The organism is Pseudomonas sp. LTJR-52, from assembly GCF_003691465.1.
In the GTDB taxonomy this organism is placed as follows: Bacteria; Pseudomonadota; Gammaproteobacteria; order Pseudomonadales; family Pseudomonadaceae; genus Chryseomonas; species Chryseomonas luteola.
Map to the genome: position 1 here is coordinate 1,727,242 of NZ_CP033105.1, position 25,184 is coordinate 1,752,425.

Annotated in this window: 20 protein-coding genes, 4 tRNA genes and 1 pseudogene; 18 read left to right on the forward strand and 7 right to left on the reverse strand. The window is 54.2% G+C overall.

What is annotated here, in order from left to right; translation table 11 throughout:
* Window positions 1-6: 6 nt before the first annotated feature.
* The 7 genes from EAW52_RS08010 to EAW52_RS08040 all read left to right on the forward strand — a co-directional run bounded on the left by EAW52_RS08010 (window position 7) and on the right by EAW52_RS08040 (window position 6,411).
* Complete coding sequence (locus EAW52_RS08010; RefSeq protein WP_122042039.1) at window positions 7-759, forward strand: carbon-nitrogen hydrolase family protein; 753 nt, start codon at window positions 7-9, stop codon at window positions 757-759.
* A 111-nt stretch (window positions 760-870) separates the two neighbouring features.
* The gene (locus EAW52_RS08015) at window positions 871-1,899 is read left to right on the forward strand and encodes an ABC transporter substrate-binding protein (protein WP_122042040.1); all 1,029 of its coding nucleotides are present in this window, start codon (window positions 871-873) and stop codon (window positions 1,897-1,899) included.
* Window positions 1,900-1,909: 10 nt separating this feature from the next.
* The gene (locus EAW52_RS08020) at window positions 1,910-2,698 is read left to right on the forward strand and encodes a phosphate/phosphite/phosphonate ABC transporter substrate-binding protein (RefSeq protein WP_162997607.1); all 789 of its coding nucleotides are present in this window, start codon (window positions 1,910-1,912) and stop codon (window positions 2,696-2,698) included.
* 135 nt (window positions 2,699-2,833) lie between these two features.
* Window positions 2,834-3,781 (forward strand): ABC transporter substrate-binding protein, encoded by a 948-nt coding sequence (locus tag EAW52_RS08025; protein WP_122042042.1) that lies wholly within the window; start codon window positions 2,834-2,836, stop codon window positions 3,779-3,781.
* 66 nt (window positions 3,782-3,847) lie between these two features.
* Window positions 3,848-4,699: a proline/glycine betaine ABC transporter permease gene (locus EAW52_RS08030; protein WP_122042043.1), complete on the forward strand. Its 852-nt coding sequence runs from the start codon at window positions 3,848-3,850 to the stop codon at window positions 4,697-4,699.
* Entirely contained in the window at window positions 4,696-5,526 is an 831-nt protein-coding gene (locus EAW52_RS08035) for a glycine betaine/L-proline ABC transporter ATP-binding protein (RefSeq protein ID WP_122042044.1), read from the forward strand. Before EAW52_RS08030 ends, EAW52_RS08035 begins: the two co-directional genes overlap by 4 nt.
* A gap of 138 nt (window positions 5,527-5,664) precedes the next feature.
* A complete protein-coding gene (locus EAW52_RS08040; protein ID WP_010795155.1) occupies window positions 5,665-6,411 on the forward strand; it encodes a TerC family protein in 747 nt (248 codons plus the stop codon).
* 174 nt (window positions 6,412-6,585) lie between these two features.
* On the opposite strand, the gene EAW52_RS08045 is transcribed toward EAW52_RS08040, so the two are convergent.
* Window positions 6,586-6,810, reverse strand: coding sequence for a hypothetical protein (locus EAW52_RS08045; protein WP_010795154.1), 225 nt, complete (start codon window positions 6,808-6,810; stop codon window positions 6,586-6,588).
* 349 nt (window positions 6,811-7,159) lie between these two features.
* Here EAW52_RS08045 and codB point away from each other — a divergent pair, with 349 nt between their 5' ends.
* Window positions 7,160-8,434 carry a cytosine permease gene (gene codB / locus EAW52_RS08050; protein WP_122042045.1) on the forward strand — a complete coding sequence of 425 codons (1,275 nt, stop codon included), beginning with the start codon at window positions 7,160-7,162 and terminating at the stop codon, window positions 8,432-8,434.
* 67 nt (window positions 8,435-8,501) lie between these two features.
* Complete coding sequence (codA, locus tag EAW52_RS08055; RefSeq protein ID WP_122042046.1) at window positions 8,502-9,743, forward strand: cytosine deaminase; 1,242 nt, start codon at window positions 8,502-8,504, stop codon at window positions 9,741-9,743.
* Window positions 9,744-10,143: 400 nt separating this feature from the next.
* On the opposite strand, the gene EAW52_RS08060 is transcribed toward codA, so the two are convergent.
* Window positions 10,144-13,620, reverse strand: a complete 3,477-nt coding sequence (locus tag EAW52_RS08060) for a hybrid sensor histidine kinase/response regulator (protein ID WP_122042047.1) — start codon at window positions 13,618-13,620, stop codon at window positions 10,144-10,146.
* A gap of 269 nt (window positions 13,621-13,889) precedes the next feature.
* Between EAW52_RS08060 and EAW52_RS08065 the strand changes: the two genes are divergently transcribed.
* Both EAW52_RS08065 and EAW52_RS08070 read left to right on the forward strand, forming a co-directional pair.
* The gene (locus EAW52_RS08065; RefSeq protein WP_122042048.1) at window positions 13,890-14,456 is read left to right on the forward strand and encodes a GNAT family N-acetyltransferase; all 567 of its coding nucleotides are present in this window, start codon (window positions 13,890-13,892) and stop codon (window positions 14,454-14,456) included.
* A gap of 117 nt (window positions 14,457-14,573) precedes the next feature.
* Window positions 14,574-15,860 (forward strand): annotated as a pseudogene (locus EAW52_RS08070) (MFS transporter); the annotation flags it as partial.
* A 51-nt stretch (window positions 15,861-15,911) separates the two neighbouring features.
* On the opposite strand, the gene sugE reads toward EAW52_RS08070, so the two are convergent.
* From sugE to rdgC, 3 genes are all read right to left on the reverse strand, one after another.
* Window positions 15,912-16,226 carry a quaternary ammonium compound efflux SMR transporter SugE gene (gene sugE / locus EAW52_RS08075; RefSeq protein WP_010795148.1) on the reverse strand — a complete coding sequence of 105 codons (315 nt, stop codon included), beginning with the start codon at window positions 16,224-16,226 and terminating at the stop codon, window positions 15,912-15,914.
* A 118-nt stretch (window positions 16,227-16,344) separates the two neighbouring features.
* Window positions 16,345-17,289, reverse strand: a complete 945-nt coding sequence (locus tag EAW52_RS08080; protein WP_010795147.1) for a bile acid:sodium symporter family protein — start codon at window positions 17,287-17,289, stop codon at window positions 16,345-16,347.
* Window positions 17,290-17,351: 62 nt separating this feature from the next.
* Window positions 17,352-18,272 (reverse strand): recombination-associated protein RdgC, encoded by a 921-nt coding sequence (gene rdgC, locus EAW52_RS08085; RefSeq protein ID WP_019367173.1) that lies wholly within the window; start codon window positions 18,270-18,272, stop codon window positions 17,352-17,354.
* Window positions 18,273-18,579: 307 nt separating this feature from the next.
* Between rdgC and EAW52_RS08090 the strand changes: the two genes are divergently transcribed.
* From EAW52_RS08090 to EAW52_RS08120, 7 genes are all read left to right on the forward strand, one after another.
* Window positions 18,580-18,655 (forward strand) — tRNA-Val (locus tag EAW52_RS08090).
* Between the two features lie 15 nt (window positions 18,656-18,670).
* Window positions 18,671-18,747: transfer RNA gene (locus tag EAW52_RS08095), tRNA-Asp, on the forward strand.
* An 81-nt stretch (window positions 18,748-18,828) separates the two neighbouring features.
* Window positions 18,829-18,904: transfer RNA gene (locus tag EAW52_RS08100), tRNA-Val, on the forward strand.
* A gap of 15 nt (window positions 18,905-18,919) precedes the next feature.
* Window positions 18,920-18,996: transfer RNA gene (locus EAW52_RS08105), tRNA-Asp, on the forward strand.
* Window positions 18,997-19,349: 353 nt separating this feature from the next.
* The gene (locus tag EAW52_RS08110) at window positions 19,350-20,129 is read left to right on the forward strand and encodes an FKBP-type peptidyl-prolyl cis-trans isomerase (protein WP_122042050.1); all 780 of its coding nucleotides are present in this window, start codon (window positions 19,350-19,352) and stop codon (window positions 20,127-20,129) included.
* A 146-nt stretch (window positions 20,130-20,275) separates the two neighbouring features.
* On the forward strand, window positions 20,276-20,737 hold the full coding sequence (locus tag EAW52_RS08115; protein ID WP_122042051.1) for a YkvA family protein: 462 nt from the start codon (window positions 20,276-20,278) through the stop codon (window positions 20,735-20,737).
* A gap of 85 nt (window positions 20,738-20,822) precedes the next feature.
* Complete coding sequence (locus EAW52_RS08120) at window positions 20,823-21,188, forward strand: hypothetical protein (RefSeq protein WP_177411896.1); 366 nt, start codon at window positions 20,823-20,825, stop codon at window positions 21,186-21,188.
* Window position 21,189: 1 nt separating this feature from the next.
* Here the strand turns inward: EAW52_RS08120 and EAW52_RS08125 are convergent, their stop codons facing one another.
* The gene (locus tag EAW52_RS08125; protein ID WP_122042053.1) at window positions 21,190-22,941 is read right to left on the reverse strand and encodes a bifunctional diguanylate cyclase/phosphodiesterase; all 1,752 of its coding nucleotides are present in this window, start codon (window positions 22,939-22,941) and stop codon (window positions 21,190-21,192) included.
* Window positions 22,942-23,026: 85 nt separating this feature from the next.
* Window positions 23,027-25,117, reverse strand: coding sequence for a carboxy terminal-processing peptidase (locus EAW52_RS08130; protein ID WP_019367161.1), 2,091 nt, complete (start codon window positions 25,115-25,117; stop codon window positions 23,027-23,029).
* Window positions 25,118-25,184: the final 67 nt, after the last annotated feature.

The following is a 25,184-nucleotide window of genomic DNA, read 5'->3' on the forward strand; positions in this document are numbered from 1 at the left end:
GTGCCGATGAGTTCTACAGGTATCGTAATCGCTGCTGCACAGATCACGCCGGTTGGTCATGACATTCAAGCCAATGTCGAGCGCCATGTCCGTGTAATCGAACAGGCTGCTCGGCAAGGCGTCGACTTTCTTGTCTTTCCTGAACTGTCACTGACAGGGTATGAGCGGAAGATGGCTAGCCAGAATGCGCTGTTGCCCAATGACTCTCGCTTGGTGCCGTTGCGTAAGGCTACTGCTCAGACAGGCATATCAATTCTGGCAGGCATGCCGTTAAGTTCGACAGGGAAGCCGCTTATTGCGGCGCTGGTAATAGGTGCGGGGCGGGACGACGTGCTATATACCAAGCGGTACCTGCACGAAGGTGAAGACCAGGCATTTCAGGCGGGAAGCGGTGGGCCACTGCTACTTCTTGAGAGCGAGCGCATAGCCCTGGCCATATGTGCCGACACAAGTCACCCCGAGCATGCTGCGAGTGCGGCTCAGGCAGGTGCTTCTCTTTATGTCACCAGCGCTCTGATTACGCCAAGTGGTTTTGAAGCGGATACTGCGCAGCTAAGGTCATATGCGCAGATTCATGGCTTTCCTGTCCTGTTGGCTAACCATGTAGGCGAAACCGGTGGCTGGCTTGCGACCGGACGTAGTACGTTCTGGCTGCCTGATGGTGAAATTGTTATCCAGGCGCCACATGACCGTGAGGCGTTGGTAATCGCTTCCCGTAGTGGTTCTACATGGCAGGGGCGGGTGGTACTGCTGAACTGAGGCTGCACCGTTACGCATTGTCGAAATACTGTGAGGTGGCCGCTCAGTACGAGCTGCATGAGCAATTTAGCGACAGGCGAAGACCTTGTTGCCAAGCATGAAGGAGCTTCCATGCGTATCTCTTTGTCCATTCTTGCGATTGTCACAAGCCTGGGTATGACACATTACACCTACGCTGATGAGGTGAAATGTCCCTATGATAAGCCTGTGATATTTGCAGGTCTTAACTGGGAGAGCGGCATGTTCGCCACTGAAGTGCTGCGCTTTCTGGTGGAAAAGGGCTATGGCTGCAAGACCGATGCGATTCCCGGCAATACAGTAACGATGGAAAATGCGCTGGCGCAAAACGATATTCAGGTAACAGGCGAGCAGTGGGCTGGCCGTAGCCCGTTTTGGCGTGAGGCGGAGAAGGCCGGCAAGGTGTTCTCGGTTGGAGAAACGGTCAAGGGGGCTACGGAGGGATGGTGGGTTCCAGAATATCTGGTTAAGGGCGATTCGGCTCGTGGGATTGAGGCCAAGGCGCCTGAGCTGAGGTCTGTAACGGATTTGTCGCGATACAAGGATCTGTTCAAGGATCCTGAATCACCCGACAAAGGCCGTTTCTATAATTGCCCGACTGGCTGGACCTGTGAAATCGTCAATACGCAAAAGCTCAAGGCCTACAAGTTAACTGACAGTTTTACGAATTTCCGTACTGGAACCGGTCCAGCCCTGGACGCAGCCATCAGTACGGCTATCCGCAGAGGCGAGCCGATCGTGTTTTACTACTGGTCGCCTACGCCGTTGATGGGCCGCTTCAAGCTGATACAGCTTGAGGAGCCACCGTTCAGTCAGCAAGCCTGGGAAACACTTTCCGACTCCAAGAATCCCAGTCCTCTACCGTCCCGCTCGCTCCCTGCGAAGATTACGATCGGCATCTCGAAAGATTTGCATGACCAGGCACCTGAGCTTGTACAGCTGTTTGAAAAGGTGCAAATACCGCTTCCATTATTCAACAACATATTGGCCGAAATGTCGGAGAAACATAAGGATGCCGATGCGATGAGCCTGGCGTTCTTCAAGGAACATCGCGATATATGGTCTGCCTGGCTTCCGGCTGATGCCGCGGCGCGGGTGGATGCCGCCTTGAACGCACAGTGAGTATTTATCCGTGACATCGTTAGCTACATGGCCCATGTACGTTACGCCTGAACCGGTACGCGAGGCCGGTCAGATCTTTATCGAGCGGGTCCTGGCGCATCTGGGTATTCAACAATGTGAGGAAGCGCCCGCTGATCTCATGGCGCAATGGTCATCACCGAGCCTGTTGTTATCTCAGAGCTGCGGCTATCCAGTGATGACGCGCCTGCGCGACAAGGTTCAGATCGTAGCAACGCCTTGTTATGAGCTGAGCGGCTGTGAAGGTGCTCAGCACCGCAGTTTTATCGTGATCCACGCAGATGATGAGCGCAGTACCCTGGAGGCCTTTCGAGGTGCGCGTGTGGTCATCAACGCGCTGGACTCCAATAGCGGCATGAATTTATTAAGGGTGACGGTCGCGCCCATGGCTGAAAAGGGGCGATTCTTTGGTGAGGTCAAGGCCAGCGGTGCCCATGTGACAAGCCTGGAGTTACTCAGCCGCGGCGAGACGGAATTGACAGCTATTGATTGCGTCACCTGGGGGTACCTTGAGCGTTATGCGCCTGACACGTTAGCTCGCACACGAGTTCTTGCCCGCACGGAGCCGACGCCTGCGTTGCCGATCATTACCGCAGCGTCACGTAGTCTGGAAGAGGTACAGCGGATGCAGCATGTGCTGAACGAGGTCCTGCAGGAGCACCCTGCGCTGGCTGAAACACTGGCTATTCGCTCGTTTGTACCGGCCTCCCTTGACGATTATCGAGTGATTCTTGCCCAGCGTGATCGAGCAATGGCCGCTGGATATCCCATTATTGCATGAGTAGCCGGACAGGCTTTTTCCTGTTTCGCTGTAGTTTTTATGAAACTGCAGAGGGCATCCAGGCTCAAAACAGCCGCTTCGATAGGTAACGACTTTTCGCGCCGGGCAGGCGTATGGATGCTAAGGACGCAGATCATGAACGCAAGAAATGGCCTGGCGGTAGGCCTTTTGGCGCTGGGGCTGGTTATAGGCAACGCGCAGGCAGCCGGTTGGTGTGAGTCTGGTAAGCCAGTCAGTTTCGCCGGTGTGAACTGGGAAAGCGGGATGCTTCTCACCGAGCTGATGTCGACAGTCTTGAGGGAAGGCTACGGCTGTAAGACCGATAGTATTCCAGGTAACTCGATTACGTTGGAGGCTGCACTTTCCTCTAATGATATTCAGGTTTTTGCTGAAGAGTGGATCGGTCGTAGTGACGTCTGGAATAAAGCCGCTGATGCAGGCAAGGTAGTAGGCGTTGGTACGCCCATCAAAGGTGCGACGGAAGGCTGGTACGTGCCGCGCTATCTGGTGGAAGGCAAGAATGCCAAGGCTCCAGATCTCAAGTCCATCAGTGATCTGCCTAAATACGCCAAGCTGTTTCGCGATCCAGAGGAGCCTGGGAAAGGTCGATTTTATAATTGCCCAGCCGGCTGGACATGCGAGCTGGAAAATACCGAGATGCTCGAACGCTATGGATTGGCCGACACGTTTACCAATTTTCGCCCTGGCACAGGGCCGGCACTGGATGCCGCAATCCTATCGGCCGTGAAGCGCAAGCAGCCCATCTTGACCTATTACTGGTCGCCTACGCCACTATTGGGGCGAGCGGATCTCATCAAGTTAGCCAGCAAGCCGGGAGATGAGAAAGCCATAACGGTGCAGGCTGGATTGTCCAAACCTTTTTATGAAAACGCCCCGGAGCTTGTTGCCGTTCTGGAAAAGGTCAACGTGCCGATTGACCTGTTGAACAAGGCGTTGGCAGAACAGGCCGAGCATAAGCAGGACGCGCCTACCGCTGCCAGAGCTTTTCTGAAGGCGCACCCCGATGTCTGGCATGAATGGGTTGATGCTGCCGCTGCACAAAAAATCGAGGCCTCTTTGTAGGCTTTCGCAGGTCATGTGAGGGTAGGCCCTGTTTGAAGGGCCTACCTTTACCAAACGGGCATGTCTATGTTTCCTGACAATCTCACGTTTTCTATTGCTGACTGGGTCAATGGCTGGGTAGACGCTCTGGTCGCCAATTATGGCGATGTGTTCCGCCAGATCTCCGATGTGCTTCTGCTGGCAATCGTCCGGCTTGAAGGCGCTCTCCGGACAACACCGTGGTGGTTGATTCTGCTAGTCGTGGCTGTTGTGTCCTACCACGCCACGCGACGTGTGATACCGGCTGCGGTCATTACCGGGCTGCTATTTCTCGTGGGCGCCATGGGGTTGTGGGACAAGCTCATGCAGACCTTGGCGCTGATGCTGGTCGCGACACTGATTGCGGTACTGATCGGCATTCCCTTGGGCATTCTGTGTGCACGCAGTAACCGGCTGCGTACGGTGTTGCTGCCACTGCTGGACATCATGCAGACCATGCCTAGCTTTGTGTATCTCATTCCTGTCCTGATGCTGTTTGGTTTGGGTAAGGTGCCGGCTATCTTTGCTACTGTCATTTATGCAGCGCCACCGCTGATTCGTCTGACCGATCTGGGAATCCGACAGGTCGATAAGGAAATCATGGAGGCCGTCAATGCTTTTGGTGCCAATCGCTGGCAACAGCTGTTTGGCTTACAGCTCCCATTGGCCTTGCCTAGCATCATGGCGGGTATCAATCAGACAACCATGATGGCATTGTCTATGGTTGTAATTGCTTCGATGATCGGTGCACGTGGCTTGGGTGAAGAAGTTCTGGTCGGTATCCAGACGCTCAACGTAGGCAAGGGGCTAGAAGCAGGTTTGGCGATTGTTATCTTGGCGGTCGTGATTGATCGCATTACTCAGGCGTATGGTCGTTCACGCTATGAGGGCGAGCGATGAAAATTCAGCTCGATAACGTCTATAAGATATTCGGCCGTCGCGAAGCCGCAGCGCTTGAGCTGGTCCGCCAGGGCCGGGATAAGGATCAGGTGCTGGCGGAAACCGGGTGTGTCGTCGGAGTCAATGGGCTATCGCTGTCCATCGAAGCGGGCGAAATATTTGTGATTATGGGGCTGTCAGGCTCGGGCAAATCAACGCTGGTTCGGCATTTGAATCGCCTGATTGATCCCACCAGCGGTTCTATCCGAGTCGATGGCGAGAACATACTGGCCTATGACATGCAGCAGCTCAGGCATTTCCGGCGCCACAAGATCAGCATGGTTTTCCAGGGCTTCGGGCTGTTACCCCATAAAACCGTACTGGGTAATGTGGCCTACGGCTTGAAACTGCGTGGCGAAAGCCGGACTGCACGAGAAACGCATGCACAGCACTGGATTGAAGCGGTAGGGCTCAAAGGGTATGAGCGCAAATGGCCCCATCAGCTGTCAGGCGGTATGCGCCAGCGAGTCGGGTTGGCCAGGGCGCTGGCAACTGACACAGAAATCATCCTCATGGACGAAGCATTCTCGGCGCTCGATCCACTGATTCGTGCCGAGATGCAGGATCAGTTGCTGGAATTACAGCAGCGTCTGCACAAGACCATCGTGTTCATTACCCATGATCTGGACGAGGCGGTCAGGCTGGGAAACCGGATTGCAATCCTGCGGGACGGCCAGCTGATTCAGGTGGGAAGTCCGCAGCACATTCTCAACGAACCGACAGACGAGTATGTTGATCGTTTCGTTCGGCGATATCGAAACCGGAGTATCTCCGGGGCAAATGTCTAGCTCAATGATTTGAAACAAAAACAAATCAGCGATACGACAAAAATTTCACATCTTTCTTTTGGCTATAGTTCAGGGTAACCGGGTGCCTTTGGTAACTCATCGGCGCCTTAACTCTCCTATTTTCTGAGAAAAAGGTTCATGGATTACCTCCAGCAGTTGATTTCGGATCCTACCGCCTGGGTTGCCTTGGCGACACTGATCGCCATGGAAGTGGTGCTCGGTATTGATAACCTGATCTTTATTTCCATTCTGACCAACAAGCTGCCCGAGCAGCATCGGCAAAAGGCCAGGCGTATCGGAATAGGCCTGGCGCTGGTCATGCGACTAGGTCTTTTGGGAACGGTTGCCTGGATCGTTCAGCTCACCGAGCCGGTGATCGAACTCTTTGGCAAGGGCTTCTCATGGAAAGATATCATCCTGATAGCAGGTGGTCTCTTCCTGCTCTGGAAGGCAACCAAAGAGATCCATCACAATGTGGATCCTGACCCAGAAGGCGACCTATTCGAAGGTAAAAGCGGTGAAAAGGCCGTTACCCTTGGGTTTACCTCGGCCATCGTCCAGATTCTCATGCTCGATCTGGTTTTCTCCATCGACAGCATTATTACGGCTGTCGGAATGACCGAGCATGTGCCCATCATGATCATCGCCGTTATCGTCGCGGTGACCGTCATGTTGGTTGCCGCTGATCCGCTGGCGCGCTTCATCAATAACAATCCCACGGTTGTCATGCTGGCGCTGGGCTTTCTGATCATGATCGGCATGACCCTGATCGCTGAAGGCTTTGGCGCTCATGTGCCCAAGGGATATATCTATGCTGCCATGGCATTCTCGGCCGTTATCGAAGGCCTGAACATGCTGGCTCGCCGCGCAAAGCGCAAGCGTTAGATCCTGTAGAGCCGCGCGAGAGTTTCCTCGTCTTCCCGTAGTGCGTCTGTGACCGCTACGGGTTTTTTGTGCCTGCCGGAAAGGGGTGGATTCCGCTGGCACGCATGCACCGTTGCACGCTGCCTATCAGGCGCGTGTCGGGCATCGTATTAGGAAAAGTAAGGCGGGAATGGATCAGGCGCTGATGGCTTTGCGTGCACGTTCAATAACGGACTGCAGACGAGTCGGGCAGCTGTATTCCTCACGGTAAAGTCGCTGAGTATGGCGCGCAACGCCGAATTCATTGACGATGATGAATGAAAAGCCTTTCTTGCTGGGCGCAGCGATTACACAATCGAACGGAGCGAAAGCAGAGGAAAGCATTTGGATTGCGGTTTGAGTTTGCTGATGTGTATTCATAATCTTCTTTTAGTTGAATCACGTGACGCGCTTATGACAGCAGCGGCGTCAATTTGCTGCATTGATAACCTGCTTTAGCAAGTTTTTTGCCAACTTTTCCCATTAAGCTAAGTCGCTGAATGGAAAATGTCTCTTTTTCATGTGCTTCAAATTGCTTCAGCACAGTGTTGTGTTTGCCGCTGCAGTGAACCATTTCAAGGCAAAGCTAAAGGACAATGAGCCGCTTTTGTGCGTTGGCCTCTTGCTTAGCACCTTCCTGCCGCAGCCATTGGGTTGCACCAGAGCGTTATAGCGTTTGGCATGCGCTTCGCACTGGCTCTCAGGTCCATGACCAAGCGGGAATAGCGAAATGAGCGAGACGAACGCAAGCGCGAACGACTATCCGTTAAGTGAAGTGCCTATGTCAGCCCGTCGGGGCGTCTGGTCGACAACGTTGGTGCTGCTGGGCTTTACCTTCTTTACCGCGACGATGTTTGCAGGCGGTAAGATCGGCACGGCGTTCGATTTCAAGACCCTGCTGAGCGTGATCACGATAGGTAATCTGCTGCTTGGTCTTTATGCCGCCTTGCTGGGGTATATCGCGTATCGAAGCGGCCTTAACTCTGTTCTGATGGGCCGGTTCTGCTTTGGCGAAGTAGGAAGCAAGTTGTCTGATCTGGTGTTGGGATTCACGCAGATTGGCTGGTATGCCTGGGGCACGGCGACGGCGGCAGTCGTGCTGGGTAAGTTTCTGGGATTGCCCGAAGGCATTGTGCTGTTGCTGATGGTGATCTTCGGTTTTGGCTTTTGTGCCACAGCCTATATTGGCTACCGAGGCTTGGAGATCCTGTCTTATATTGCTGTACCCGCCATGTGTGGCCTGCTGGCATTATCCATGTGGGTTGCAACACGAAAGATCGGTGGGCTGGAAGGCCTGCTGGCCATACAACCAGGCAACACGATGGAGTATAGCACAGCGCTGACATTAGTGTTTGGCACATTTGTCAGCGGGGCGACACAGGCTACTAATTGGACACGTTTTGCTCGCACTGGGAGAGTTGCCATTCTGGCCAGCCTGGCTGGTTTTTTTATCGGCAATGGCCTGATGGTGCTGATCGGCGCCTATGGCGCCATTGTGTACCAACAACCGGACGTGGTGGAGGTCTTGCTGCTTCAGGGTTTCTCGCTGGCAGCGATAGCCATGCTCATGCTTAATCTTTGGAGCACGCAGGACAATACTATCTATAACTTCGCTGTGGCGGGTTGTAATCTGGTTCGAACAGATCGCCGGCGAACCGTTACGCTGGTTGGCGCAGCAATAGGTACATTGCTGGCAGTGCTGGGCATGTACGATCTGCTGGTCCCCTACCTGATTATATTGGGAACCATTATCCCTCCTATCGGCGGCGTGATTGCAGCTGATTTCTTTTATCGTCATAGAGGGCGTTACCCCCTCTTGGCGACTGTTCATTTACCTAAATTCAATTGGGTTGGGCTTGCGGCCTATGGCCTGGGTGTTCTGGCAGCCTTTTTCTCCCCTTGGTTGGCGCCTCTTGTCGGCGTTGGTACTGCCGCGCTGGGGTACGTAATGCTGTGTGGCCTGGTGGGGGCCCGGCTATCGGTTGTCGCTCGCGCAGAGGCATAGGCTGGAAATGTTCCAGGTCACCTACTGTTATAAAGAGTAAGTAGTCCTTTGCTTGAGGAGTCTGTCGATGAATGTCATCAATGCGCGGCTGCGTGGTCAGGAAGGGCTGTTTACCGTGCGTTTGCAAGGCGACCGGATCGCTGCAATCGAATCACAGGTCGCTTTTGTGAGCCCAGCCAGCGCTGAAATACTGGATGCGCGAGGCAATCTGGTTATTCCGCCTTTCGTCGAGCCGCATATCCATCTGGATGCCACCCTGACAGCTGGGGAACCGCGGTGGAACATGAGCGGCACGTTATTCGAAGGCATTGAGTGCTGGGGAGAGCGAAAGGCGACTATTACCCACGAAGATACCAAGGCGCGGGCCAAGCAGACCATTAATGCCCTGGCGGTCCATGGTATCCAGCATGTTCGTACCCATGTGGATGTAACCGATGCCAGTCTGGCGGCTTTGAAGGCCATGTTGGAAATTCGGGAAGAAACAAGCCATTTAGTTGACATGCAAATTGTGGCGTTTCCCCAGGAAGGAATCGAATCCTATCCTCAGGGCCGAGAACTGATGGAGGAGGCCATTCGGCTGGGAGCCGACGTGGTTGGCGGAATCCCTCACTTCGAATATACCCGTGAGCAAGGGGTCAGTTCCGTCAAATTTCTGATGGATCTGGCTGAGCGCACAGGTTGTCTAGTGGATGTTCACTGCGATGAGACAGACGATCCCCATTCCCGCTTTCTGGAAGTGTTGGCAGAGGAGGCGCGTAGCCGTGGCATGGGCTCACGTGTCACTGCCAGCCATACTACTGCCATGGGTTCTTATGACAATGCCTACTGTTCAAAGCTGTTTCGTCTGCTGAGTCGTTCGGGTATCAGCTTTATATCGTGTCCCACCGAGAGCATTCACCTGCAAGGTCGCTTCGACACTTTTCCCAAGCGGCGTGGCGTAACGCGTGTGAACGAACTGCTGGAGGCCGGTATGAATGTGTGCTTCGGGCAGGACTCCATTGTTGATCCATGGTATCCGCTGGGTAACGGCAACATTCTCAGGGTACTGGAGGCTGGCCTGCATATCTGTCACATGCTCGGTTATGAGCGCCTGCAGCATGCCTTGGATCTGGTGACCGTAAATAGCGCCAACGCCATGCAGCTGGGTGACCGATATGGGCTGGAAGTAGGGCGCCCGGCCAATCTGCTGATCCTGTCAGCCGATTCGGACTACGAAATGATAAGAAGCCAGGGCCTTCCACTGTGTTCTGTCCGTGAGGGCAGGGTGTTAATGAGTCGTCGTCCTGCCGAGGTCAGTCTGGCAGGGTGATAAAACATACGAATTCACTACATTTTCTAACACAGGCGAAGGGCTAAGCTCAAAAATACACCCTGAGTCAAGGGGCAATGTTCAGGACTTGTGCACAAGCACTAATGCACTTGTCAAGCGCTTCGCTTAAACAGGCATAAAAATATTTAGAACGGTTATTTAGGTATAAATATATGATTTATAAGGATTTTTTTGATTGGTTAAAAAATGGACAGTTTAACCGAACCCCCCATTTCATCTAGCTTACAGGACATTTCTACCAACTTTTCTACAGAGTTATCCACAGGTTCTGTGGATTAACCCTGTAGACCGCATCACGCTTGGCTTCATCAAAATGCAAGAATTTTTTTGCATTATTTCGATTGGGTTTTTATGACCTATCGACACGGTCGCCGCCAAGTCATCTTAAATTCAGATAACGGCTAAGCAATGCGCGTAAAGCGGCTGGCTTTAAGGGTTTAGGTAGAAAATCCAGCCCAGCCGAATGCACTTCACTGACACGATCCTGATGTGCATCTGCACTGATCACAATGCCAGGCAACGGCTTATCAAGCCGCGTGCGAAGCCATACCATCAGTTGAGGTCCGGTATTGCCGTCATCCAGATGGAAGTCCACCAGCGCTATCTGCGGCTCAATACCTTGTGCCAGTAACGCCTCGCATTCCTGCTGATTGCGTGCCGTATGAACCTCGCAGCCCCAGCGGCTAAGGAGGCTCCGCATACCCGTCAGGATGCTTTCCTCGTTATCAACGCAAAATACCGGTGCGCCTCGTAGCGGTTCGCTGGTGTGTTCGCGTGTAGGCTGCAGGACAGGGTCAGATAGAGTTTGAGTCGCAACGGGCACCGAGACACTGAATACACTGCCTTTGCCTGGCCAGGAGCGTACCTCGATACGATGGCCCAGTACCTTGCAAAGACGATCAGCAATAGCCAGTCCCAGGCCCAACCCCTTCTCTGCGCGCGTCTGATGGCTATCGAGTCGCTTGAACTCCTCAAAAATGACCTGACGCTTATCTTCCGGGATACCTGGGCCACGATCCCATACCTCCAGTGTCACATGATCACCGTGGCGGCGGACACCTAGCAATACATGCCCTCTGGCATAGCGGAAAGCATTGGTCAGAAAGTTCTGCAGGACTCGGCGCAGCAGCTTGACATCGCTTTCTACTCTCAGGCGACTTCCGCTCAGGTGGAAATCTATCCCTTGTTCTCGCGCCAGGGCACGAAACTCTACACCCAGCGTATCAAATAGCGTATTGATTGCGAACGTGCCGACTTCCGTATGAACCCGTCCGCTCTCCAGGCGCGAGATATCCAGCAGGTCGGCAATCAGGTCTTCCACGGAGCGCAGGGACGAATCCATGTTGTTAACCAGCTCGCGAGCATCCTTGGGTAACGCATCGTGGTGGGCGAGGGCGGCCGTAAACAGGCGTGCTGCGTTTAGCGGTTGCATCAGATCATGGCTGACGGCAGCGAGAAAGCGTGTTTTGGACTGGTTTGCTGCTTCTGCATGGGCTTTGGCCTCTGTCAGCGCCTGGTTAAGCTGGGAGAGCTCCCGGGTTCGCTCTTCAACGCGCTGCTCCAGCCCTTCGTTAGCTTCACGAAGGGCGCGCTCTGCTTCGCGAAACGCGGTGATGTCGGTAAAGCTCATGACAAAGCCGCGTCCCGGCATGGGTTTGCCGCTGAGCTCAATCACCCGGCCATTGGGAAATTGTCGCTCAGATGTATGGGCAATCCCTTGCCGCATTCGATCGACACGTCGTGCTACGTGCTCGTCAGGATCGCCTGGGCCACAGAGGCCCCGTTCTGCGTTATAGCGGATGATTTCGGCGATTGGACGCCCGACCTGGATCATGCCGTCCGGGTAGTCAAACAACTCCAGGTAACGTTGGTTCCAGGCCACTAGCCGAAGGGATTGATCAACAACGCTGATACCTTGAGAAATATTTTCGATAGCGCCCTGCAAAAGCGCGCGGTTGAATTCAAGTACTTCGGACGCTTCGTCGGCAATGCGTACGACATCCTCCACATGCATGTCACGGCCTTCGATGGCAGCCTTTACCACCGCCCGCGCAGAGGAGGCACCAATCACACCGGCTAACAGACGCTCGGTATGGGCAATCCATTCTCCGTTGGCATTCTGGGCCGGATGAAAGGTCAGGCCCGTCTGGTCAGCGAAGCGAATAAAGCTCTGCCGAGCACGTTCATCGCCTACGAATCGGGCAGCGAGTGCGCGAAGATCCTCTAGCTGCACTGCCAATAGCGACCGGGTATTCAGGCGCGCCGAGGTCATTTGCCCAATGAAACGGCCGGCCTGCCAGTGCTCGGATACGCGTGTCCTGGCCTGATTGGAAACCAGAAAGAAAAGGAGAAAATTTCCTGCTAAGGACAGCAGTACGCCTTGAGTCAGGGGTTTGAAGGGCAGGCCAAACGGATTGGCCGCCAGCCAGGCTAACCCAGGAAAACGGTCGAGGGGCCAGTTCAGACTTTCTGCCATGACTGGTAGGACCAGAGTATAGGCCCAAAGAAAGGCGCCTGCTGCAAGTCCTGCAAATACGCCTCTCCGGTTCGCCTGCTTCCAGTAGAGTGCCCCTACCATGGCCGGGCCCAGTTGAGCGATAGCTGCAAAGGCGATCTGCCCGATAGTAGCCAGACTTGCCGTAGAGCCCAGCAGGCGATAGCAGAGATACGCCAATAGTAGGATCGCCACGATTGCAACACGCCGAATGGTTACCAGCCAGTGGCTAAACACCTCATAGGGGCGCTCTACCTTCTGCTTACGGAATAAGAGGGGCAGCAAAATATCATTGGATAGCATGGTGGATAAGGCCACGCTGGCGACGATCACCATACTGGTAGCGGCCGAAGCGCCACCAATGAAAGCCAGGAGCGCCAGGCCGGGATGCGCCTGTGCCATGGGCAGGCTTATAACAAAGGAGTCAGGTACGACCCCTTTGGGCAGATGCATCTGTCCTGCCAGGGCGATGGGAACAACAAACAGCGCCGCCAGGGCCAAGTAGCAAGGAAATACCCAGCGGGCCAGGTTCAGGTCACGCGCATCCGTATTTTCAACTACCGTGACATGAAACTGTCGTGGCAGACACATGACGGCCGTGAACGCTACTCCGGTTTGCACCAGCAGTGCGGGCCAGTCGAAGGTTTCCTGCCAGTATTTGGACAGCTCGGGCGCAATGCGTGCCTGATCGAAGAGGTCATCGAATCCATCATAAAGTCCATAGGTCACAAAAATTCCTACGGAAAGAAATGCCAGGAGTTTGATCAGCGACTCAAAGGCAATTGCGAGCATCATGCCCCGGTGATGCTCGGTAACATCAAGGTTGCGAGTGCCGAACAGGATGGTAAATACCGCTAATGCCAGCGAGACGATCAAGGCGGTATCCTGTGCACGCATGCCTATTGACTCGGCCCCTACACCGGTCAGCAGATTAACGCCCATGACAATGCCTTTGAGCTGCAGAGAGATATAAGGCAGCACGCCTACCAGGCAGATCAGCGTAACCACAACCGCCAGCGCCCGCGATTTTCCATAGCGGGAGGCAATGAAGTCGGCAATGGAAGTGATGTTTTCCTGCTTGCTGATCATGATCATTTTCTTGATCAGACGTGGCATGAATAGCAGGAGCAGGATAGGCCCTAGGTAAATCGGCAGAAAGGACCAGAGTTGGTCGGCCGCCTGTCCAACGGCGCCAAAGAATGTCCAGCTGGTGCAATATACCGCAAGCGACAGGCTGTAAACCCAGGCGCGTAACTTGGGGGGCAACGGCGTTTTTCGTCTGTCGCCATAAAAGGCAATCGCAAAGAGCACCGCCATGTACAGCAGAGCAACGGCGGCGATCAGTCCGCTGGATAGGGTCATGCGAACTCCTGTGAATTTTGTTGTGCAGGGCCTTTTATAGGTGGTTGGCCCTAGGCCTTCCGCTGCCAGATAGATTAGAAAGAGCTCGTCTCGAGTAGTGGGAATACCTAGGGGCTATTCTAATGCGCTCGTTGGGGAGCATGGCAGGCTTTATAAGTGTCTCATCAAAGCGACTGCTCCAAGGTCACTGAGACCAATGTCGCAGGTTTGGTTGAGCCAAGGGCTTCAGCCTGTTAGCGTGTCGCAGTGTTATCAAGGAGAGTGGCGCCATGTTCGAAGCGCATCCCATTACCTTGCAGCGAGGTGCTCTTCGTTTAGAGCCTATGGTGGAAAGCGACGTACTGGAACTGGTCAGCTTGGCTGATCTCAACCGGGACGAGTTGCATTACCTGAGCGGTCCACTACGACCGGACTGGTATAGGCACGCCATTGCCGAGCAGCGTGAAGGCAAAACTATCCCTTTTACCATCAGGCTGGCTGACAAGCTGGTGGGTAGCACTCGCTTTTCAGAGTTTCTGCCTGCGCTACCTGCCGCTGAAATTGGCTGGACCTGGCTGGATCGGGAGCAGCATGGCAGTGGATTGAATGCCAACATCAAATACCTCCTGCTGCGTCATGCGTTCGAGAACTGGCACCTGGTACGTGTACAACTCAAGACGGCAGCCAGTAATCTGCGTGCGCAACGCGCCATTGAAAAGCTAGGGGCTGTACGTGAAGGGCTGTTACGTAACCATCGACGTTTGGCCGACGGTCGGCTTGATGATACCGTCATGTACAGTATTACCGACCGTGAGTGGCCGACGGTAAAAGCCAGTCTGGAAGCTTCTTTTTCCTAAGGCTATCCGGATATAACGATGTTTGACTGACGTACGATGTAACGCGGTTGTTATCTCGGGCTGCAAGGATGGCTGTGGCCCGTTCCGGTTTCCCTTCTTCGAATAGGACCTCGTTCGATGTCCTCACAGTTCGCTCTATTGAAAAAACGGCGCTTCCTACCGTTTTTCGTAACACAGTCCCTTAGCGCCTTTAATGACAACGTCTATAAGCAGTCATTGATTCTGGCGGTGCTGTTTCACTTGAGCGTTACCGGTGACAGACTGTTGCTGGTCAACCTGTGCGCCTTGCTGTTTATTCTTCCGTTCCTGCTGTTTTCAGCGTTAGGCGGACAGTTAGGTGAAAAATATGACAAGGCGCGGCTCATGCGATGGCTGAAAGGCTCGGAAATCGTCATGTTGCTGTTAGGCAGTCTAGGCTTTTGGCTTAACAGCCTGCCACTGTTGTTATTTGTCCTGTTTGCCATGGGTACACGCTCGGCGCTCTTCGGACCTTCCAAGTACTCAATTTTGCCCCAGCATCTCGAGTCTCGAGAGTTAATGGGCGGTAACGCGTTGGTGGAGATGGGCACCTTCCTGGCCATTCTGGGCGGGACGATAGGGGCAGGGGCCTTGCTCTCTCTCCCGGATTATTCCCAGGCCGTAGCCATAAGCGTCGTATTGATCGCTCTGGCTGGTTTTCTGGCCAGCCTGGGTATTCCATCCGCGCCGGCCGCTATCTCGCACCTGAGGTTGGACTGGAATATTTTCCGGCAAACATGGGTGATCTTGCGTATGGGACTGGGGCAGGCGCCCTCAGTCTCTCGTTCTCTGCTGGGCAATTCTTGGTTCTGGTTTGTTGGTGCGGTATACCTTACCCAGATACCAGCCTATGCCAAGGACTACCTGCACGGTCAGGAAAGCATGGTTTCTCTGATCCTTACCTTGTTCTCGGTAGGCATTGCGCTGGGCTCTCTTCTATGTGGCCGGTTGTCCAAGGGGCATGTTGAGGCAGGTATTGTTCCGCTGGGTGCGCTGGGGTTATCTGTCTTCAGCGTCTTGCTCTATGCCGTCACGCCTGACATGGCCACTATCACAGGGTCTTATGGTGGATGGGCAGCGCTGAAAGAATTTTCCATGTGGCCAGCGCTTGGGTGCATTCTGGGACTGGGGATCTCTGGCGGATTTTATATCGTTCCGCTCTATGCGCTGATTCAGGCACGCACGCCACAGGAGGAGCGCTCTCGGGTTATCGCTGCTACCAATATTCTCAATGCGCTCCTAATGGTCTGCTCGGCCCTTATCACTATGCTGCTTTTGTCTGTATTCGAGATGACAGTTCCGGAGCTGTTTCTGGCGGTTGCGTTGATGAATATAGGCGTCAATGCCTTCCTGTTTGCAAGCGTGCCAGAATTCCTGATGCGCTTTCGCGCCGTGATAGGCGGTGGAGACCCTACGCGCAGCATCCGCGACTAGGCCCTAATGGCTCAGTTTAAGCCCGATCAAACCACATAAAATAAGCAGCACACTGAGCAGACGGATCGGACTGACGCTTTCGCCAAATAGAATGATGCCAGCAATCACCGTTCCTACTGCGCCAATACCCGTCCATATGGCATAGGCTGTACCAAGAGGAAGCTGCTTAACGGCCATGCCCAAGAGGCTTATGCTGGTCAGCATGGCGGCTGCCGTCAGGACAGTAGGAAGAGGGCGGGTAAAGCCTTCGGTGTATTTGAGGCCTATAGCCCAGCCTATTTCAAACAGGCCAGCCAGAAAAAGAATAATCCAGGACATAAAGATTCCAGGGTTGGTAAAGCGGGGCCGTCCCCGGATAGTTTCAGGCGATGAGGTCGTCCCCTTCGCGAACCGATGCGCTCTTGCCAAGCCCGAGCGCGCCGGTTTCGTTACATGCTCACTCTTTTGCAGAGGACTCGTCATTCAAGCGACGGAACCATGTGGCCAGCAGCGCTCCAGAAATATTATGCCAGACGCTGAACAAGGCACTGGGCACAGCCGCAAGAGGGGAGAAATGTGCTGTTGCCAGTGCTGCGCCCAGTCCCGAATTCTGCATACCGACCTCGATAGCCAACGTCTTGCGCTGCGCCAGAGGTAGCCCAAACACCTTTCCGGCCAGATAGCCAAGCATCAGTCCCAATGTGTTATGCAGTACGACCACAGCCATAATCAAAAATCCTGACTCTGCAATTTTCGCCTGGCTGACAGCCACAACGGCCGCCACAATCAGCACGATGCTGATAACCGAGACCAGGGGCAACACCTCAACCGCTGCCCGTACCTTTGACCCCAGGAAGCGTTGGGCAACTAGCCCCAGCACAATCGGGAGGATAACGACCTGGACGATGGATAGAAAAAGGGCTGAGAACTTGACTGGTAGCCAGGCCGAAGCCAATAGCCAGATCAATGTAGGGGTCACCAACGGGGCCAGAAGGGTAGTGACGGCAGTGATGCCAACAGACAGTGCGACGTCCCCGCGTGAAAACCAGGTGATGACATTGGACGCCGTACCGCCAGGGCAACAACCCACAAGAATAACGCCTACTGCAATTTCCGGCGGCAATTGCATGACAAGACAAAGCAGCCACGCCATGCCGGGCATAATGATAAATTGAGCGATTACACCTAGAAGAACCCTAAGAGGTTTGCGAAAGACCTCCTTGAAATCCTCAGCTTTGAGCGTGAGCCCCATGCCGAACATGATCAGGCCCAATAAGGGGACGATAGCTGGCGTTAAGGAGCGAAACCCTTCAGGCCATATAAAGGCTAGAACAGCCGCCAGCAGGACCCACAAGGCAAAGGTATTGCCTGCAAAGCGGCTTAAAGCTGCGAGAGCGCCCATGATTATCCTTATAAAAATATGAGCCTTGGAAGTTGGGCGGCGCCCCGGGGCGCCGCACCTGATTAGAGCCCCTGCGGAATTTCTTCTCCACCCAGCGCTTCGACCAGCGACGGAATAAATTCGGCAAAGGTCATCATCATTAGAGTAAAGGTAGCATCCAGCTGCGCCATGGCATCATCGCCGCCATCCTGCTCGGCCTGCTCTTGAAGCAAGTCCTCAAAGCGCAGCCGCTTGAGCGCGACCTTGTCATCGATTAACAGCGACAGCTTGTCCTGCCAAGCCAGGGCCAGCTTGGTCACCAGCTTGCCTGCGCCCAGATGATTCTGGATTTCTTCACTGGTCAAGTCTTGCCCTTTACAGCGGACAACACCGCCATCCTCGTGACTATCGCGTAGCTCGCACTCATCCAGCAGATGGAAATCATTTGTGGCTGCCTGAGACTTGACCCAATCTGTAAAGGTTGCAGTCGGTGCCTGCTTGACCGACATCGGACGAACCGGAAGGGAGCCCAGCGCTTCACGAAGGGTGGAAAGCAAATCTTCTGCGCGCTTTGCACTGGAGGCATCTACCAGAATCCAACCCTGCTTGGGCGCGATTGCTGCAAAGGTAGTCTGGCGGCGAATGAAGGCCCGTGGCAGCAGACTCATGACAATTTCGTCCTTTATCTGGTCACGCTCCTTTTTGTAAACCTTGCGCATCTGCTGTGCTTCGATTTCATCAACTTTTTCCTGCACGGCGTCTTTTACTACGCTGCCGGGCAGAATGCGCTCTTCCTTGCGAGCTGCGATCAGAAAGAAATCCTGGCTGACATGTACCAGAGGAGCGTCTTCTCCCTTGCCAAAAGGAGCTACGAAACCGTAAGTGGTCAGTTCCTGGCTGGCGCAGGGACGTGCAGGTTTGCTGGCCAACGCGGTTTCCAGGGCCTCGGCTTCGAGTGATAAATCCTGGGTAAGACGATAAATAAGAAGATTACGAAACCACATGGCGTGACGATTCCCCAAAAAACGAAGCGCGCATTATTCCGCTGCCATGCTTCCAAGGCCAACCCCCAATTGATCATTGGCAACGATTAAAGGGCTTTAATGACAAACAGGCCGCTTTTTGAGGTGTAACGATACGGTCCTGCCTGCAAGGGCAGACCCGGGAAATGATCCAAAGGCTTGGAAATAAAGGAAAAGAACCTAAGCCTTTGGATCATTTGAAATTTTTTTCACTTGGGGGCTTGCCAGCTTCTAAAACCGCCCGTAGAATGCGCCCCACTTCGAGAGCAAACGCTTACGAAAGTTAAGTGGGTGATTAGCTCAGCTGGGAGAGCATCTGCCTTACAAGCAGAGGGTCGGCGGTTCGATCCCGTCATCACCCACCACTCTTGAAGTTACGCGCAGCGGTAGTTCAGTCGGTTAGAATACCGGCCTGTCACGCCGGGGGTCGCGGGTTCGAGTCCCGTCCGCTGCGCCATTTTTGCTTCATCTTGGGTTGCTTGATTGGGATTTTAAATCCTCTTGATGAACCCAGGAAGAACACTAGCGAAAGTTAAGTGGGTGATTAGCTCAGCTGGGAGAGCATCTGCCTTACAAGCAGAGGGTCGGCGGTTCGATCCCGTCATCACCCACCACTCTTGAAGTTACGCGCAGCGGTAGTTCAGTCGGTTAGAATACCGGCCTGTCACGCCGGGGGTCGCGGGTTCGAGTCCCGTCCGCTGCGCCATATTAAGTTTATCGGGCCCACTGAACTCCCGATAAATTACGAAAAAAAGCGGCCTTGCGCCGCTTTTTTCGTTTCTACAGGTTTATTCCCTTTCTAGCGGCTGTTTTCCGCTTCTATTAAGCATTCTTTGCTGGAAGTTCTTTGTACGGTTAGTTTCTTTTTAAAGATGTCTAGTCCGTATGTTCAGGGTTGTTTGATACGTCACGGACACAGACTGCTTTGTATTCAGTCACTATTCAGCGCTGAACTTATAAGCTACTAACTATTCTTATCATGCCGTAGCCAGTGGCAGTTAGGCCCTGATAAGCTCGCGGTTTTATCGAACGCGCTTCGCGCACGGACAAGGAAACAGCATGAAACAGCACCGGTTGGCAGCAGCAGTGGCCCTCGTTGGCCTGGTTCTCAGCGGCTGCGACTCACAATCACAATCCAAGGTTAATCTTGAAACTCCAGCTCAGAAAGCGTCCTACGGCATCGGCTTGAACATGGGTAAAAGCCTTGCTCAGGAAGGCATCGATGACCTGGATTCAAAAGCAGTGGCTTTGGGTATTGAAGATGCTGTGGGCAAGAAAGAGCAGAAGCTTACCGATGATCAGCTAAGAGATGCGTTTGCCGATCTGCAGAAGCGTGCAGAAGAGCGCATGACCAAGCTCAGCGAAGACAATGCCAAAGCAGGCAAGGATTTCCTGGAAAAAAATGGCAAGCGCGAGGGTGTTGTCACAACGGCTTCCGGCTTGCAGTATGAAGTGGTCAAGAAGGCAGATGGTCCGCAGCCCAAGCCGAATGATGTAGTGACAGTTCACTACGAAGGCCGTCTTGTTGACGGTACTGTATTCGACAGTTCCATCAAGCGTGGCAGCCCGATTGATTTGCCGGTGAGCGGTGTGATTCCGGGTTGGGTTGAAGCGCTTCAGCTCATGCATGTAGGTGAAAAGTACAAGCTGTACATCCCCAGCGAACTGGCCTACGGCGCGCAGAGCCCAAGTCCTGCTATTCCTGCCAACTCCGTTCTTGTCTTTGACCTGGAGCTGCTAGGTATCAAGGATCCAAGCGCTCAGGGCGAGAATGGCCTGACGCAAGAGCCATCCGACGAGTCGGACGCTGCACAAGAGCAGGATACTTCCAAGAAGTAACACGCCGCTCTATTAAAAAGCCCCGTTCATACGGGGCTTTTTTGTTTTAGGAAACCTGTTTGTGAGGACGATGCTCTAATCTAGGTAATTATTCACCTATTCGCCAAACGCTCTATCAGACTGCCTTTGCGAGGCGGGGAGATCTCATGAAGCCACCCGTTGGATTTGATCGTTATCTGAGGCTTGCCCAACGTTTTCTTGTTCGGGGGCGCTTACCGGCACTGTTATTGGCCGTCGGGCGTAAGCTGGCCAAGCGAGATTTTCGGTTGGGTGCCGCCAAGGATACCTTGGGGCTCTTCCATTCCCTACTGCTGGCTTGGTGGCGTGGAGAATATCGGGGTATCAGTCGGCAGGCACTCTTGTCGGTGGTCGCAGCACTTGCTTATTTCCTTTCGCCTGTTGATCTGATTCCTGACTGGATGCTTACCTTTGGCTTCATTGATGATCTGGCAGTGCTGGCGTGGGTGAGCAAAACCTGGCAGAGCGAGCTTGATGCCTTTCGCGCCTGGAGAGATGCCCAGCCCGTAGCGGTACAAAAGTCGCTATCGGCTCCGCCGCTTCCCCATGAGAAACCCGCTGAGGGCGTTATAGTGGTTGAGCGGGCATGAGCCTGGGTGGCGAGAGGTGCTTGCACATCGGAACAGGATAAGCTGTGCTGTTATAGTAACCTTTCGTTGAATTCAGGTTTGTATTGTGGCGTTACAGATCAGTCGTACCCATTGGCAGGCGTTGCTGGCCGAGTTGGAAGAAGCTCGTTGCCAGCGGCACTTGGTAACCTATCGCTCGCTGATCGAGCGTCTACAGTTACCGACGCCCGCCATGGCGACACTGACTGCTGCCCTTGAATACCTGATAGCGCTGGATGCCCGTCAGGGTGTACCGTTGCGCAGCGCATTGGTGGTCAGCCAGGGTGCGAGCCGGCTGCCGCGTCCTGGTTTTTTTGAATGCGCCCAGCGAGTCGGGCGCTTCAACGGCGAGGTGGATGGTATAGAGGCGGCTGCCTGGCATGCATCTGAAGTCACGCGCGTATTCGAGTACAACTTTTCCTCAGATAGGTAACTCAGGCCGTTTCGGCCATCAGGTGCAAGCTATAGCCGGGAATGGTTTTGGCCTGGGCCTTGGCGCTTTCCGCCAGTTTAAGCAGTTGGCGGGCATCGCGTGACGTTCGACTTTCTGCCGTAACCCTTACAACCCCAAGAGATAGAGAGAGCAGCGGATACTCGCGTCGGTAGCCTTCATGATCTTCTGCTATCAGGCAACCTGCATCCAGATGCTCCGGTGCGTAAAAGCGACGGCAGCGACTCTGGAAAGTCTCCATGAGTCGAGTCAGCCGTGCTCGCCAGTCCATGGAGCGCAGGACGATTATAAAGTTGTCATCGCCGTAGTGACCGATGAAGTCCTGGGTGCGCTCCATGCTTTCTGTCAAGGCTTGTGCCAGGCACAGCAGCACCTCGTCTCCCTTGGCATATCCATAAATCTCATTGAAGGGCGTAAAGCTGTCGATATCAAGGTGACACAGGGTGGCGTTTTGGTTGCGCTCCAGTAACTGGCTCAGACAATGATGAATCGGCACGCTGCCGGGCAGGCCTGTCAGAGGATTGGCATGCCGTGCTTCCTGAATCTTCTGCTCAGTAATCAGTTGGAGAAGATCAACCACACGACCCATGCCGACATATTGGCCTTGATCAACAATAATAAAGTCTTCTTCTACCCGCTGCTTAGCGCGCTGGGTGAGTAGTCGGCTGACGTGAAGAGGAGATTGGCTCTTCTCCACACATAAAAAATCCAGATGCATAAGCCGCGTAATGGGCTTGCGACCAAACAGGTCCGGCGCAAAGGGCTTACGCAGGGCCTCTGCAAGGGCATAATGGTGGACGATGCCGACAGGCGCACCGTGTTCATCAAGCACAGCCAGGGAGTTAAAGCTGGGTTTGTCGTGGAAAAGCTGCATGACGGCAGGTATCAGCGTCTGCTCCTGAATGGCAGGCCGCTCAAGTAACATGGATGTCAGGCCTGTACCGCCCTCTGTAAGGCTTTTGGGGCGTGTCTCCAGGCGAGGCATGATCTCGCGTGCTTCCCGCGGGGGATTCGCTTCAGGACGACTCAGAAGGTAGCCCTGAACCAGATCAATGCCCATTTCGGCCAGCACGACCAGCTCCTCATGCAGCTCAATGCCTTCAGCAACCACGACGGCGTTGGACGCCCTAGCCATTTGAAGGATGGAGCCTACAAACTCCCGTTTGACGCCATCACGATGGATACCATCGATGAAATGACGATCGATCTTCACATAGTCCGGGCGCAGCTCGGACCACAGGCGCAGGCTGGAGTATCCGGCCCCCAAGTCATCCAGAGCAATCGAAAAGCCCATTGCGCGATAGTAGTGCAAGGCGGTATCAAGCAGGCCCAGATCATCGGTTGGGGCCTGTTCGGTCAGCTCGATGACGATTCGGTTAGCAGGGATACCCAGGCGCTGTAGCAGTTTTAGGGTGCGGCCCTGCTCGTGACTGTTCTCAAGCAGTGATTCGGGGGAAATGTTAAGGAAGAGCTTACCTTCAAGGCCCAGATCACGGAAACCGGTGCATGCCTGGGTGCGACACGCCATTTCCAGCTCGGACAGGCGCTGTGCCGTACGAGCAATGGCGAACAGGGGAAGCGGGGAGTGCAGAGGACTGTTGGAAGGCCCGCGGCTAAGTGCTTCATAGCCAATGATGCGGCGTTCGCTCAAAGAAACAATAGGTTGGAAAAGGCTGTGTATATCACTTCGAGCCAGTATCTGCTCAAGCGCGCTCAACTGTTCGTTGACGGTCATCTATCTTGGTCCTGAATAAACAAAGCCAGCGATAAGCTGGCCTTGTTCATTTCACGACAGTTCGATGACTATTTGATGACGGCAGTCAGTGAGACGGACCGCCGTGACTCAAGTCCAGATAGTCGAGCAGGATCTGACCACTCTCCATCAAGTAGGCATCGTCTTGAGGTTTGGTCTTTTCGTCGTTGTTGGCGGCAGCAATAGCGTCGTCATCAACTTTTTTCAGTTCCTTGAGGGGCTCCTCACCTTTAGCTACCCGACGCTCGTTCTCGATTGCTAATTGGCGCTTGTCGAGGGCGTCCTGCTCGGCGCGACGCTTCTGCTCGTTCAGGCTGACCGTCGTATCCTTCATGACATCCTGTGCAAACTGAAGGCGTTCACGAGCAAAGACAAAGTCCGGGTTGGTTTTGGTGCGGGTATCGTGACGGTTGATCAGCTCAGGCAGATACGGCTTGAACGGATTTTTCTCTACCTCAAGAACCGGACGGATCGTATCCCATGGCATGGAGTTGGGTAGCGCGCTTTCACCGATCTCCTTGTTATCTACGATATCCGGATAGCTGATATCCGGGATAACGCCCTGATGCTGGGTACTTTGTCCTGAAACGCGATAGAACTTGGCCAGGGTCAGCTTCAGTTCACCGTGATTTAAAGGCTGTATGGTTTGAACAGTGCCTTTGCCAAAGGTCTGTCCGCCCACGATCAAGGCACGGTGATAATCCTGCATGGCACCCGCAAAGATTTCCGAAGCCGAGGCCGAGAGGCGGTTGACCAGCACGGTCATGGGGCCTGTGTAGAAAGCATCGCCTTCATCGTCAGCCAACACGTCTACCTTGCCGTCGCTGTTGCGTACCAGTACCGTTGGGCCCTGGTCAATGAACAAACCTGTCAGCTCGGTTGCTTCCTGCAGGGAGCCTCCACCATTGTTGCGTAGGTCGATGACAATACCGTCGACTTTCTCGTTTTTCAGCTCACCGATCAGCTTGCGCACGTCACGGGTAGTGCTTTTGTAATTCGGGTCGCCGGCGCGATAAGCCTTGAAGTCCAAGTAGAAAGCAGGCACATCGACTACACCCAGCTTGTAGGTCTTGCCGTTGTGAGGCACGTCAATGATGTGTTTCTGGGCTGCCTGTTCTTCAAGCTTTACCGCTTCACGTGTAATCGAGACGACCTTTGTGGTCTGGTCATTCGGCGGATTGCTCGAAGGGATGACTTCCAGGCGAACAACGGAGCCCTTGGCGCCGCGGATCTTCTTGACGACCTCGTCCAGACGCCAGCCGACGACGTCGACCATTTCGCCGTCTTTGCCTTGCGCTACGCCCACGATCTTGTCGGCGGGTGCGAGCTGCTTGCTCTTGTCGGCGGGACCGGCCGGTACCAGACGAACGATCTGTACGTAATCGTTATCGCTCTGCAGTACCGCACCGATGCCTTCAAGGGAAAGGCTCATGTTGATGTCGAAGTTCTCTGCGCTTTCAGGCGAGAGGTACTGCGTGTGCGGATCGTATGTTTGGGCGAAGGCGTTGATGTAGGCCTGGAAGATGTCTTCGCTGCGAGTCTGTTTCAGGCGCGCCAACTGATTGCGATAGCGCTTCTGCAGCTGCTCCTTGATGGCAGCATCGTCCTTGCCACCCAGTTTCAGACGCAGCACTTCATCCTTGAGCTTCTTGTGCCACAGATCATCCAGTGCGGCGGTATTGGTCGGCCAGGGCGCCTTTTCGCGGTTGACGTCAAACGTTTCGTCTGCCGCAAAATTCAGCTGGGGAATGCCTTTGTCCAGCAGGCCTAGTGTGTAGTCGAGGCGTTCCTTCACACGGTCCAGGTAACGCTTGTAGATCGTGAAGCCTGGATTCAGGTCGCCCTGCTTGAGCAGATCGTCGAAGCGAGTCCGCCATGCGTCAAACTCGGCGATATCGGCTGCGTTGAAATACAGTCGATTGGGATCAAGCATCTTGAGATAGCTGTCATAGATCTTTATCGAGCGTTCATCGTTAAGCGGCGGCTTGCTGTAGTGATGGCGCTTGAGCAGCTCTACCACATTGAGACTTGCCACGACTTGATCGCGGTCTGGTTTGAGACCGTCCCAGACGTTTGGGCTCGCTGTTTTGGCTGCCAGCGGAAGAGCGCTGACACCGAGGATGAACAGGAGGGCGGTACGGGGGAGGAGCTGCTTCATGCTTGATTCGACTAGAGTACGGGTAATAACGCTATAGGCCGTACTTGACCGTTCCGGTTCCCCGCAA

Coding starts and splice junctions, on each gene's coding strand:
- EAW52_RS08010 (WP_122042039.1), top strand. CDS start 7: ATGAGTTCTACAGGTATCGTAATCGCTGCTGCACAGATCACGCCGGTT.
- EAW52_RS08015 (WP_122042040.1), top strand. CDS start 871: ATGCGTATCTCTTTGTCCATTCTTGCGATTGTCACAAGCCTGGGTATG.
- EAW52_RS08025 (WP_122042042.1), top strand. CDS start 2,834: ATGAACGCAAGAAATGGCCTGGCGGTAGGCCTTTTGGCGCTGGGGCTG.
- EAW52_RS08030 (WP_122042043.1), top strand. CDS start 3,848: ATGTTTCCTGACAATCTCACGTTTTCTATTGCTGACTGGGTCAATGGC.
- EAW52_RS08035 (WP_122042044.1), top strand. CDS start 4,696: ATGAAAATTCAGCTCGATAACGTCTATAAGATATTCGGCCGTCGCGAA.
- EAW52_RS08040 (WP_010795155.1), top strand. CDS start 5,665: ATGGATTACCTCCAGCAGTTGATTTCGGATCCTACCGCCTGGGTTGCC.
- EAW52_RS08045 (WP_010795154.1), bottom strand. CDS start 6,810: ATGAATACACATCAGCAAACTCAAACCGCAATCCAAATGCTTTCCTCT.
- codB (WP_122042045.1), top strand. CDS start 7,160: ATGAGCGAGACGAACGCAAGCGCGAACGACTATCCGTTAAGTGAAGTG.
- codA (WP_122042046.1), top strand. CDS start 8,502: ATGAATGTCATCAATGCGCGGCTGCGTGGTCAGGAAGGGCTGTTTACC.
- EAW52_RS08060 (WP_122042047.1), bottom strand. CDS start 13,620: ATGACCCTATCCAGCGGACTGATCGCCGCCGTTGCTCTGCTGTACATG.
- EAW52_RS08065 (WP_122042048.1), top strand. CDS start 13,890: ATGTTCGAAGCGCATCCCATTACCTTGCAGCGAGGTGCTCTTCGTTTA.
- sugE (WP_010795148.1), bottom strand. CDS start 16,226: ATGTCCTGGATTATTCTTTTTCTGGCTGGCCTGTTTGAAATAGGCTGG.
- EAW52_RS08080 (WP_010795147.1), bottom strand. CDS start 17,289: ATGGGCGCTCTCGCAGCTTTAAGCCGCTTTGCAGGCAATACCTTTGCC.
- rdgC (WP_019367173.1), bottom strand. CDS start 18,272: ATGTGGTTTCGTAATCTTCTTATTTATCGTCTTACCCAGGATTTATCA.
- EAW52_RS08110 (WP_122042050.1), top strand. CDS start 19,350: ATGAAACAGCACCGGTTGGCAGCAGCAGTGGCCCTCGTTGGCCTGGTT.
- EAW52_RS08115 (WP_122042051.1), top strand. CDS start 20,276: ATGAAGCCACCCGTTGGATTTGATCGTTATCTGAGGCTTGCCCAACGT.
- EAW52_RS08125 (WP_122042053.1), bottom strand. CDS start 22,941: ATGACCGTCAACGAACAGTTGAGCGCGCTTGAGCAGATACTGGCTCGA.
- EAW52_RS08130 (WP_019367161.1), bottom strand. CDS start 25,117: ATGAAGCAGCTCCTCCCCCGTACCGCCCTCCTGTTCATCCTCGGTGTC.